This window comes from Kluyvera sichuanensis, assembly GCF_014218705.1.
GTDB classification, from domain to species: Bacteria; Pseudomonadota; Gammaproteobacteria; order Enterobacterales; family Enterobacteriaceae; genus Kluyvera; species Kluyvera sichuanensis.
In genome coordinates this window covers 13,029-24,769 of record NZ_JABBJF010000023.1, presented here as the reverse complement: position 1 = coordinate 24,769, position 11,741 = coordinate 13,029, and the positions used below count along the sequence as shown (strand labels likewise).

9 protein-coding genes are annotated in these 11,741 nt (G+C 54.6%); all 9 read left to right on the top strand.

Annotated elements, in window-relative coordinates:
* The first annotated feature begins 4 nt into the window (after positions 1–4).
* Entirely contained in the window at positions 5–2,419 is a 2,415-nt protein-coding gene (gene bamA, locus HII27_RS19410) for an outer membrane protein assembly factor BamA (RefSeq protein WP_185669216.1), read from the top strand.
* Between the two features lie 126 nt (positions 2,420–2,545).
* Positions 2,546–3,031, top strand: a complete 486-nt coding sequence (gene skp / locus HII27_RS19405; protein WP_035891968.1) for a molecular chaperone Skp — start codon at positions 2,546–2,548, stop codon at positions 3,029–3,031.
* 3 nt (positions 3,032–3,034) lie between these two features.
* Complete coding sequence (gene lpxD / locus HII27_RS19400) at positions 3,035–4,060, top strand: UDP-3-O-(3-hydroxymyristoyl)glucosamine N-acyltransferase (protein ID WP_185669215.1); 1,026 nt, start codon at positions 3,035–3,037, stop codon at positions 4,058–4,060.
* A 103-nt stretch (positions 4,061–4,163) separates the two neighbouring features.
* Positions 4,164–4,619 carry a 3-hydroxyacyl-ACP dehydratase FabZ gene (fabZ, locus tag HII27_RS19395; RefSeq protein ID WP_004145858.1) on the top strand — a complete coding sequence of 152 codons (456 nt, stop codon included), beginning with the start codon at positions 4,164–4,166 and terminating at the stop codon, positions 4,617–4,619.
* A 3-nt stretch (positions 4,620–4,622) separates the two neighbouring features.
* Positions 4,623–5,411, top strand: coding sequence for an acyl-ACP--UDP-N-acetylglucosamine O-acyltransferase (gene lpxA / locus HII27_RS19390; RefSeq protein ID WP_185669214.1), 789 nt, complete (start codon positions 4,623–4,625; stop codon positions 5,409–5,411).
* Positions 5,411–6,559: a lipid-A-disaccharide synthase gene (lpxB, locus tag HII27_RS19385; protein WP_185669213.1), complete on the top strand. Its 1,149-nt coding sequence runs from the start codon at positions 5,411–5,413 to the stop codon at positions 6,557–6,559. The genes lpxA and lpxB overlap by 1 nt, the downstream gene beginning before the upstream one ends.
* Positions 6,556–7,152: a ribonuclease HII gene (gene rnhB, locus HII27_RS19380; RefSeq protein WP_035891972.1), complete on the top strand. Its 597-nt coding sequence runs from the start codon at positions 6,556–6,558 to the stop codon at positions 7,150–7,152. The genes lpxB and rnhB overlap by 4 nt, the downstream gene beginning before the upstream one ends.
* A 36-nt stretch (positions 7,153–7,188) precedes the next feature.
* Complete coding sequence (dnaE, locus tag HII27_RS19375; RefSeq protein WP_185669212.1) at positions 7,189–10,671, top strand: DNA polymerase III subunit alpha; 3,483 nt, start codon at positions 7,189–7,191, stop codon at positions 10,669–10,671.
* Positions 10,672–10,683: 12 nt separating this feature from the next.
* Complete coding sequence (accA, locus tag HII27_RS19370) at positions 10,684–11,643, top strand: acetyl-CoA carboxylase carboxyl transferase subunit alpha (RefSeq protein ID WP_185669211.1); 960 nt, start codon at positions 10,684–10,686, stop codon at positions 11,641–11,643.
* The last annotated feature ends 98 nt before the right edge of the window (positions 11,644–11,741 follow it).

Sequence of the window (11,741 nt, the reverse complement as noted above, 5' to 3'; positions counted from 1 at the left end):
AACGATGGCGATGAAAAAGTTGCTTATAGCGTCGCTGCTGTTTAGCAGCGCAACCGTATACGGTGCTGACGGGTTCGTAGTGAAGGACATTCATTTCGAAGGCTTGCAGCGTGTCGCTGTTGGTGCGGCCCTTCTCAGTATGCCAGTACGTCCTGGCGATACCGTCTCTGATGATGATATCAGTAACACTATTCGCGCCCTGTTTGCCACGGGCAACTTTGAGGACGTTCGCGTTCTGAGAGACGGCGATGTGTTACTGGTGCAGGTCAAAGAACGCCCAACGATCGCCAGCATCACCTTCTCCGGCAACAAGTCGGTGAAAGATGACATGCTGAAGCAGAACCTTGAGGCTTCAGGTGTCCGTGTTGGTGAATCTCTCGACCGTACAACCCTGTCCGATATCGAAAAAGGACTGGAAGATTTCTACTACAGCGTCGGTAAGTACAGCGCGAGCGTGAAGGCGGTTGTTACGCCACTGCCGCGTAACCGTGTCGACCTGAAGCTGGTCTTCCAGGAAGGGGTTTCCGCCCAGATTCAACAGATCAACATCGTCGGTAACCATGCGTTCAGTACCGAAGATCTGATCTCAACCTTCCAGCTGCGCGACGAAGTGCCGTGGTGGAACGTGGTCGGCGATCGTAAATACCAGAAACAGAAGCTGGCGGGCGACCTTGAAACCCTGCGCAGCTACTACCTGGATCGCGGTTACGCCCGTTTCAACATCGATTCCACGCAGGTGAGCCTGACGCCGGACAAAAAAGGCATCTACATCACCGTTAACATCACCGAAGGCGACCAGTACAAACTGTCTGGCGTGCAGGTGACGGGTAACCTGGCGGGGCATTCGGCTGAAATTGAAGGCCTGACCAAGATTGAACCAGGTGAGCTCTATAACGGCGCGAAAGTGACCAAAATGGAAGATAACATTAAGAAACTTCTTGGTCGCTACGGCTACGCGTATCCACGCGTACAGTCTCAGCCTGAAATCAACGACACGGATAAAACCGTTAAGCTGCATATCAACGTTGATGCGGGTAACCGTTTCTACGTGCGTAACATTCGCTTTGAAGGCAACGACACCTCGAAAGATTCCGTTCTGCGTCGCGAAATGCGCCAGATGGAAGGGGCGTGGCTGGGCGGCGATTTAGTCGACCAGGGTAAAGATCGTCTGAACCGTCTGGGCTATTTTGAAACCGTCGACACCGAAACCCAACGCGTGCCGGGCAGCCCGGATCAGGTGGATGTGGTTTACAAGGTGAAAGAGCGTAATACCGGTAGCTTCAACTTCGGTGTGGGCTACGGTACGGAAAGCGGCGTGAGCTTCCAGGCAGGCGTTCAGCAGGATAACTGGTTAGGTACCGGTTACTCTGTCGGTATCAACGGTACCAAGAACGACTACCAGACCTATACCGAACTTTCTGTGACCAACCCGTACTTTACGGTGGATGGTGTTAGCCTTGGTGGCCGTCTCTTCTACAATGACTTTAAAGCGGATGATGCTGACCTGTCGTCCTATACCAACAAAAGTTATGGTGTAGACGGTACGCTGGGCTTCCCGATTAACGAATACAACTCACTGCGTGCGGGTCTGGGCTACGTCCACAACGACCTGTCCAATATGGAACCGCAGGTGGCGATGTGGCGTTATCTGAATTCAATCGGTCAGAACCCGGGGACGACTAGCGACAATAACGGGTTTACGGCAGATGACTTCACCTTTAACTACGGTTGGACCTATAACCGACTCGACCGCGGGTATTTCCCGACGGACGGCTCGCGCGTCAACCTGAACGGTAAAGTCACTATCCCGGGCTCCGATAACGAGTTCTATAAAGTTACGCTGGATACGGCATCCTACTTCCCGCTGGATGACGATCACAAGTGGGTGGTTCTGGGTCGTACCAAGTGGGGCTACGGTGATGGTTTAGGCGGTAAAGAACTACCGTTCTATGAGAACTTCTATGCCGGTGGTTCCAGTACCGTGCGTGGCTTCCAGTCCAACACCATTGGTCCGAAAGCGGTCTATAACGGTGGGCCAGGGTTGGATAACTGCGATCAGCAGAGCGGCACTTACTGTAACTCTGACGATGCGGTCGGTGGTAACGCCATGGGTGTGGCCAGCCTTGAGCTGATCGTCCCAACGCCGTTTATCAGCGATAAATACGCGAACTCGGTGCGTACTTCATTCTTCTGGGATGCGGGTACCGTCTGGGATACCAACTGGCAGAACACGACTGCTATGAAAAATGCGGGCGTTCCAGACTACAGCGATCCGAGCAATATCCGTATGTCCGCGGGTATCGCATTACAATGGATGTCCCCATTAGGGCCGTTGGTCTTCTCCTACGCCCAGCCGTATAAGAAATACGAGGGAGACAAATCCGAGCAGTTCCAGTTTAACATTGGTAAAACCTGGTAATTGCTCTTTGCAAAGGAATGCAAGTTCAGTGTAGTTTTGCTGGCATTAGGCGATAGCGTCAAGGTGGCTTCGGCCACCAAAAGAACAGTACCCTCGGGTACATATGGGATGGTAAGGAGTATTATTGTGAAAAAGTGGTTAGTCGCTGCAGGTCTGGGTTTAGCAATGGCTGCATCTGCTCAAGCTGCAGACAAAATTGCAATTGTTAATATGGGTAGCCTGTTCCAGCAAGTTGCACAGAAAACTGGCGTTTCCAGCACCCTGGAAAACGAATTCAAAGGCCGTGCTGGCGAACTTCAGCGCATGGAAGGTGACCTGCAGTCTAAAATGCAGCGTCTGCAGTCTATGAAAGCAGGTGCCGATCGCACCAAGCTGGAAAAAGACATCACTTCCCAGCGTCAGACTTTCTCCCAGAAAGCACAGTCCTTTGAACAGGACCGTCAGCGTCGCACCAACGAAGAACGTGGCAAACTGGTTACTCGTATCCAGACTGCTGTGAAATCCGTTGCTGCCAGCCAGAGCATTGACCTGGTTGTTGATGCTAACGCCGTTGCATTCAACAGCAGCGATGTGAAAGACATCACCGCTGATGTACTGAAACAGGTTAAATAAGTAATGCCTTCAATTCGACTGGCTGACTTAGCTCAGCAGTTGGATGCGGAATTACACGGTGATGGCGATATCGTCATCACCGCTGTCGCGTCCATGCAATCCGCTAAAGCGGGTCAAATCACGTTTCTGGTTAACCCTAAGTACCGTGATCACCTGTCTGCGTGCGAAGCGTCGGCGATTGTCCTGACGCAAGATTTACTGCCTTTTGCCAAAGGCGCTGCGCTGGTAGTGAAGAATCCCTACCTGACTTACGCACGCATGGCTCAAATTTTAGATACCACGCCACAGCCGGCGCAAGCTATCGCCCCGAGCGCGGTCATTAGTCCGTCTGCGGTACTCGGTAACAACGTCTCCATCGGCGCGAATGCGGTGATTGAGTCAGACGTTGTGCTGGGCGATAACGTTGTGATTGGGGCGGGGTGTTTCGTTGGTAAAAAAACGAAAATTGGCGCGGGTTCACGTCTGTGGGCTAACGTCACCATTTACCACGAAGTCGAGATCGGTGAGAATTGCCTTATCCAATCCAGCACCGTGATCGGTGCGGATGGTTTCGGCTATGCCAACGATCGTGGCAACTGGGTGAAGATCCCTCAGCTTGGTCGCGTCATTATTGGCGATCGCGTAGAGATCGGCGCCTGTACGACGATCGACCGCGGTGCGCTTGATGACACGCAGATCGGCAATGGTGTTATCATTGATAACCAGTGCCAGATTGCGCACAACGTGGTGATTGGCGACAATACCGCGGTTGCAGGCGGTGTTATCATGGCCGGTAGCCTGAAAATTGGTCGTTATTGCATGATTGGCGGTGCCAGCGTCATCAACGGTCATATGGAAATTTGCGACAAAGTGACAGTAACCGGTATGGGCATGGTCATGCGTCCTATTACCGAACCAGGCGTTTACTCGTCGGGTATTCCGCTCCAGCCTAATAAGGCATGGCGCAAAACTGCCGCACTGGTGATGAATATTGATGAAATGAGCAAGCGTCTCAAAGCAGTAGAACGCAAGCTTGATAATCAAGACTAATTTTCATCTGTATCGCATAATACTTTCCGGCCTGTCGGCATTCTTGTAATCCGGCAGGCCGTGTTATTATTGCCCCTTAGTATATTTTGACAGGAAGAGTATTTTGACAACTGACACTCATACTCTGCACATTGAAGAGATTTTAGAACTTCTGCCGCACCGTTACCCGTTCTTACTGGTAGACCGCGTGCTGGATTTTGAAGAAGGTCGTTTTCTGCGCGCAGTGAAAAATGTTTCCGTAAATGAGCCGTTTTTCCAGGGCCACTTCCCTGGCAAACCGATTTTACCGGGCGTGCTGATTCTGGAAGCAATGGCACAGGCAACAGGTATTCTGGCGTTTAAAAGCGTTGGTAAACTGGAGCCGGGCGAGCTGTACTACTTTGCTGGCATCGACGAAGCGCGCTTCAAGCGTCCTGTTGTGCCTGGCGATCAGATGATTATGGAAGTCACCTTCGAGAAAACTCGCCGTGGCCTGACTCGCTTTAAAGGCGTTGCGCTGGTAGACGGTAAAGTGGTTTGTGAAGCGACGATGATGTGTGCGCGTAGCCGGGAGGCCTGATCCGTGATTGATAAAACCGCCTTTATCCATCCTACCGCCATTGTGGAAGACGGTGCCGTTATCGGCGCTAATGCCCACATTGGCCCGTTTTGTATTGTGGGGCCAAACGTCGTTATCGGCGAAGGCACCGTACTGAAGTCTCACGTTGTTGTTAACGGCCATACCACTATTGGGCGTGATAACGAGATCTATCAGTTCGCCTCTATCGGGGAAGTTAACCAGGACCTGAAATATGCTGGTGAACCAACTCGCGTGGAAATTGGCGATCGCAACCGCATTCGCGAAAGCGTCACCATTCACCGTGGCACGGTACAGGGCGGTGGATTGACGAAGGTGGGCAGCGATAACCTGCTGATGATCAACGCCCACGTGGCGCACGATTGCACTGTAGGTAACCGTTGCATCCTGGCCAATAACGCCACGCTCGCGGGCCACGTCTCGCTTGATGATTTCGTTATCATCGGCGGCATGACCGCCGTGCACCAGTTCTGCATTATTGGTGCGCACGTGATGGTTGGTGGCTGTTCTGGCGTTGCTCAGGACGTTCCACCGTACGTTATTGCTCAGGGCAACCACGCGACGCCGTTTGGCGTCAACATCGAAGGCCTGAAGCGCCGCGGCTTTAGCCGCGAAGCAATCACCGCGATCCGCAACGCCTATAAAGCGTTGTACCGCAGTGGCAAAACGTTGGACGAAGTGAAACCGGAAATCGCCGAACTGGCGAAGCAGTATCCGGAAGTTCAGCCATTTAGCGATTTCTTCGCCCGCTCTACGCGTGGCCTGATTCGTTAATGTCTGAGCAGCGTCCGCTAACGATTGCCCTGGTCGCCGGAGAAACCTCCGGCGATATTCTTGGTGCAGGGCTGATTCGCGCCCTCAAGGCGCGAGTTCCCAACGCCCGTTTTGTTGGCGTTGCGGGCCCACGCATGCAGGCTGAAGGTTGCGAAGCCTGGTACGAAATGGAAGAGCTGGCGGTGATGGGCATCGTTGAAGTGCTGGGGCGACTGCGTCGTCTGCTGCACATCCGCGCCGATCTGACCAAACGCTTTACCGATCTCAAGCCCGACGTCTTTGTCGGCATTGATGCCCCCGATTTCAATATCACTCTTGAGGGCAACCTTAAGAAGCAGGGGATCAAAACCATTCACTACGTCAGCCCGTCCGTCTGGGCCTGGCGACAGAAACGCGTCTTCAAAATTGGCAGAGCCACCGACCTGGTGCTCGCATTTCTGCCTTTTGAAAAAGCGTTTTATGACAAATTTAACGTCCCGTGCCGCTTTATCGGTCATACCATGGCGGATGCCATGCCGCTCGATCCGGATAAAAATGCCGCGCGGGATACGCTGGGCATTGCCCACGACGTGCACTGCCTGGCGCTGTTACCCGGTAGCCGCGGTGCTGAAGTGGAAATGCTCAGCGCTGACTTTTTAAAAACCGCGCAGCTTTTGCGTCAGCAGTATCCTGACCTTGAGGTTGTGGTCCCGCTGGTGAATGCAAAGCGTCGCGAACAGTTTGAACGTATCAAGGCCGAAGTGGCACCGGATCTCTCCATCCATATGCTGGATGGTATGGCGCGTGAAGCGATGATCGCCAGCGATGCCGCGCTGCTGGCCTCCGGGACGGCGGCGCTAGAGTGCATGCTGGCGAAATGCCCGATGGTCGTCGGCTATCGTATGAAGCCGTTCACCTTCTGGCTGGCGCAGCGCCTGGTGAAAACCGACTACGTCTCTCTGCCAAATCTGCTCGCCGGCCGCGAGCTGGTGAAAGAGCTGTTGCAGGACGACTGCCAGCCGCAGGCGTTAGCCGACGCGCTGCAGCCGCTGCTGGCAAACGGTAAGACCAGCCACGCGATGCACGATACGTTCCGCGACCTGCACCTGCAAATTCGCTGCAATGCGGATGAACAGGCGGCAGATGCGGTACTGGAGCTTGCACAATGATTGAATTTGAATATCCCCATACCCATTTAGTTGCGGGTGTGGATGAAGTGGGCCGCGGCCCGCTGATTGGCGCGGTGGTGACGGCAGCGGTCATCCTCGACCCTGCGCGTCCGATTGTCGGCCTGAACGACTCCAAAAAGCTGAGCGAAAAACGCCGCCTGGCGCTGTTTGATGAAATCAAAGAGAAAGCGCTGTGCTGGAGCCTTGGCCGTGCGGAGCCGCATGAGATCGACGAACTGAATATCCTGCATGCCACCATGCTGGCGATGCAGCGCGCTGTTGCCGGGCTCTCTATCCCGCCGGAATATGTGCTGATCGACGGCAACCGTTGCCCGGCGCTGCCAATGCCGTCTATGGCGGTAGTGAAAGGCGATAGCCGAGTGGCAGAAATCAGCGCCGCGTCTATTCTCGCTAAAGTCACGCGAGACGCCGAAATGACCGAGCTGGATAAAGTGTTCCCGCAGTACGGTTTTGCCCAGCATAAGGGCTATCCAACCGCCTTCCATCTGGAAGCGCTGGCGCAATATGGCGCTACCGAGCATCATCGACGCAGCTTCGCTCCCGTCAAACGTGCACTGGGACTTGCGTCCTGATTCGTGTGTCGTGAATAAGTAAACCGGAATCTAAAGATGGCTGAACCACGTTTCGTGCACCTGCGGGTGCATAGCGACTACTCCATGATCGATGGGCTGGCAAAAACCGGGCCGCTGGTGAAAAAGGCGGCCGCGCTTGGCATGCCTGCGCTGGCGATCACCGATTTTACTAACCTGTGCGGCCTGGTGAAGTTCTACGGAGCGGGCCACGGCGCCGGGATCAAGCCGATCGTCGGCGCGGATTTTAACGTTCAGAGCGAACTGTTCGGCGACGAACTTACCCATTTAACGGTGCTGGCGGCCAATAATACCGGCTACCAGAACCTGACGCTGCTCATCTCCAAAGCCTACCAGCGCGGCTACGGTGCGGCGGGCCCGATCATCGATCGTGACTGGCTGGTTGAGCTGAAAGAGGGGCTGATTTTGCTCTCCGGCGGCCGTATGGGCGACGTCGGACGCAGCCTGCTGCGTGGCAATATGGCGCTGGTGGATCAGTGCGTTGATTTTTATGAAGAACATTTCCCAAACTGCTATTTCCTCGAGCTGATTCGTACCGGCCGCCAGGATGAAGAATCTTACCTGCATGCGGCGGTAGAGCTGGCGGAAACGCGCGGCCTGCCGGTGGTGGCGACCAACGATGTGCGCTTCCTCGAGCCGGGCGACTTCGACGCACATGAAATCCGCGTCGCCATCCACGATGGTTTTACCCTCGACGATCCGAAACGTCCGCGTAACTACTCCGCGCAACAGTATATGCGCAGCGAAGACGAGATGTGCGAGCTGTTCTCAGACATCCCAGAAGCGCTGGAAAACACCGTTGAAATCGCCAAACGTTGTAACGTCACGGTGCGTCTGGGCGAGTACTTCCTGCCGCAGTTCCCGACCGGCGATATGACCACTGAGGACTTCCTCGTCGTCAAATCACGCGAGGGGCTGGAAGAGCGTCTGGCATTTCTGTTCCCCGACCCGAAAGTGCGCGAAGAGAAGCGCCCGCCGTACGATGAACGTCTGGAGATAGAACTTAAAGTTATCAACCAGATGGGCTTCCCCGGCTACTTCCTGATCGTGATGGAGTTTATCCAGTGGTCAAAAGATAACGGCGTGCCGGTTGGGCCGGGGCGTGGTTCCGGTGCCGGTTCTTTAGTGGCCTATGCGCTGAAAATTACCGACCTCGATCCGCTGGAGTTTGACCTGCTGTTCGAACGCTTCCTTAACCCGGAACGTGTCTCAATGCCCGACTTCGACGTCGACTTCTGCATGGAGAAACGTGACCAGGTTATCGAGCACGTGGCGGAGATGTACGGCCGTGATGCGGTATCGCAGATCATCACCTTCGGTACCATGGCAGCGAAAGCGGTTATCCGCGACGTAGGCCGCGTTCTGGGCCACCCGTACGGCTTCGTTGACCGTATCTCTAAGCTGGTGCCGCCCGACCCGGGAATGACGCTGGCGAAAGCCTTTGAAGCTGAACCACAGTTGCCGGAAATTTACGAGGCGGATGAAGAGGTTCGCGCGCTGATTGATATGGCGCGTAAGCTTGAAGGTGTCACCCGAAACGCCGGTAAACACGCCGGTGGCGTGGTGATCGCACCGACCAAAATTACCGACTTTGCGCCGCTGTACTGCGATGAGCAGGGTCTGCACCCGGTTACCCAGTTCGATAAGAACGATGTCGAATATGCCGGTCTGGTGAAGTTCGACTTCCTCGGCCTGCGTACGCTCACCATCATCAACTGGGCGCTGGAGATGATCAACGCCCGGCGTGAGCGTAACGGCGAGCCGCCGCTGGATATCGCGGCCATTCCGCTCGACGATAAGAAAAGCTTTGATATGCTGCAGCGCTCGGAGACCACCGCGGTCTTCCAGCTTGAATCCCGCGGCATGAAAGACCTGATTAAACGTCTGCAGCCTGACTGCTTCGAAGATATGATCGCACTGGTGGCCCTGTTCCGCCCGGGTCCGCTGCAGTCGGGGATGGTAGATAACTTTATCGACCGTAAGCACGGGCGTGAAGAGATCTCTTACCCGGACGTACAGTGGCAGCATGAATGCCTGAAGCCGGTGCTGGAACCCACGTATGGCATTATCCTGTATCAGGAACAGGTCATGCAGATTGCCCAGGAGCTTTCCGGCTATACCCTCGGCGGCGCGGATATGCTGCGTCGTGCAATGGGTAAGAAAAAGCCGGAAGAAATGGCCAAGCAGCGCGGCACCTTTGAAGAAGGGGCGAAAAGTCGCGGTGTTGATGGCGAACTGGCGATGAAAATCTTCGACCTGGTAGAGAAATTCGCCGGTTACGGGTTTAACAAATCGCACTCCGCTGCGTATGCTTTAGTCTCCTATCAGACGCTGTGGTTGAAAGCGCACTATCCCGCTGAGTTTATGGCAGCGGTAATGACCGCCGATATGGATAACACCGAGAAGGTGGTTGGTCTGGTGGATGAATGCTGGCGAATGGGGCTAAAAATCCTTCCGCCGGATATCAATTCCGGTTTATATCATTTCCACGTTAATCATGACGGGGAAATCGTGTATGGTATCGGCGCGATTAAGGGCGTGGGTGAAGGCCCAATTGAAGCGATCATCGAAGCGCGTAATAACGGCGGCTACTTCCGCGAGCTGTTTGACCTTTGCGCGCGCACCGATACCAAAAAGCTCAACCGCCGGGTGCTGGAAAAATTGATCATGTCCGGGGCGTTTGACCGCCTTGGCCCACACCGCGCCGCGCTGATGAATTCGCTGGGCGATGCGTTAAAAGCAGCTGACCAGCACGCGAAAGCGGAAGCTATTGGTCAGGCAGATATGTTCGGCGTGTTGGCCGAAGAGCCAGAGCAAATTGAGCAGTCCTATGCGAACTGCCAACCCTGGCCTGAACACACGGTACTGGAAGGTGAGCGGGAAACGTTAGGCTTATACTTAACGGGTCATCCGATTAACCAGTATCTCAAAGAAATTGAGCGCTATGTCGGCGGCTATCGCCTGAAAGACATGCATCCGACAGAACGTGGTAAAGTGACCACGGCTGCGGGGCTCGTGATTGCTTCAAGGGTTATGGTCACCAAGAGAGGCAATCGTATCGGTATCTGCACCCTGGATGACCGATCTGGACGGCTAGAAGTGATGTTATTCACCGAAGCCCTGGAAAAATACCAGCATCTGCTGGAAAACGACCGCATACTTATCGTCAGCGGACAGGTCAGCTTTGATGACTTCAGCGGCGGCCTTAAAATGATGGCCCGCGAAGTGATGGACATTGACGAAGCCCGGGAAAAATACGCTCGCGGGCTTGCTATCTCGCTGACGGACAGGCAAATTGATGACCAGCTTTTAAACCGACTCCGTCAGTCTCTGGAACCCCATCGTTCGGGAACCATTCCAGTACATCTCTACTATCAGAGGGCGGATGCACGTGCGCGGTTGCGTTTCGGTGCAACCTGGCGTGTCTCTCCGAGCGATCGTTTACTCAACGATTTGCGTGGCCTCATCGGTTCGGAGCAGGTGGAACTGGAGTTTGACTAATACAGGAATACTATGAGTCTGAATTTCCTTGATTTTGAACAGCCGATTGCAGAGCTGGAAGCGAAAATCGATTCTCTGACTGCGGTTAGCCGTCAGGATGAGAAACTGGATATTAATATCGACGAAGAAGTGCATCGTCTGCGTGAAAAAAGCGTAGAGCTGACGCGCAAAATCTTTGCCGATCTCGGCGCATGGCAGGTAGCCCAACTGGCGCGCCATCCGCAGCGCCCGTACACCCTGGATTATGTCCGCCTGGCGTTTGATGAATTTGACGAACTGGCGGGCGATCGCGCCTATGCTGACGATAAAGCTATCGTTGGCGGTATCGCACGTCTGGACGGTCGTCCGGTGATGATCATTGGTCATCAGAAAGGTCGCGAAACCAAAGAGAAGATTCGCCGTAACTTCGGTATGCCGGCACCTGAAGGCTACCGTAAAGCCCTGCGTCTGATGGAGATGGCAGAGCGCTTCAACATGCCTATCATCACCTTCATCGACACCCCGGGTGCTTACCCTGGCGTGGGCGCGGAAGAGCGCGGTCAGTCCGAAGCTATCGCACGCAACCTGCGTGAAATGTCTCGTCTGAGCGTACCGGTTATCTGTACCGTTATCGGCGAAGGCGGCTCCGGCGGCGCGCTGGCTATCGGTGTGGGCGATAAAGTGAATATGCTGCAGTACAGCACCTATTCCGTTATCTCTCCGGAAGGCTGTGCGTCCATTCTGTGGAAGAGCGCCGACAAAGCACCGCTGGCAGCAGAAGCTATGGGCATCGTTGCGCCACGTCTGAAAGAGCTGAAGCTTATCGACTCTATCGTTCCTGAACCGCTGGGTGGCGCACACCGTAACCCAGAAGCCATGGCGGCATCCCTGAAGGCACAGCTGCTGGCTGACCTTGCGGATCTCGACGTGCTGAGCAAAGAAGATCTGCTGAACCGTCGCTATCAGCGCCTGATGAGCTACGGCTACGCCTAACGATTTCGTTAAGACCTTGCTGAAAAGGGCCACAGTTTGTGGCCCTTTTTTATTGTCTGCGTTCTACCTGCGCTATGATAGGTAAAGGATTTCCAGGA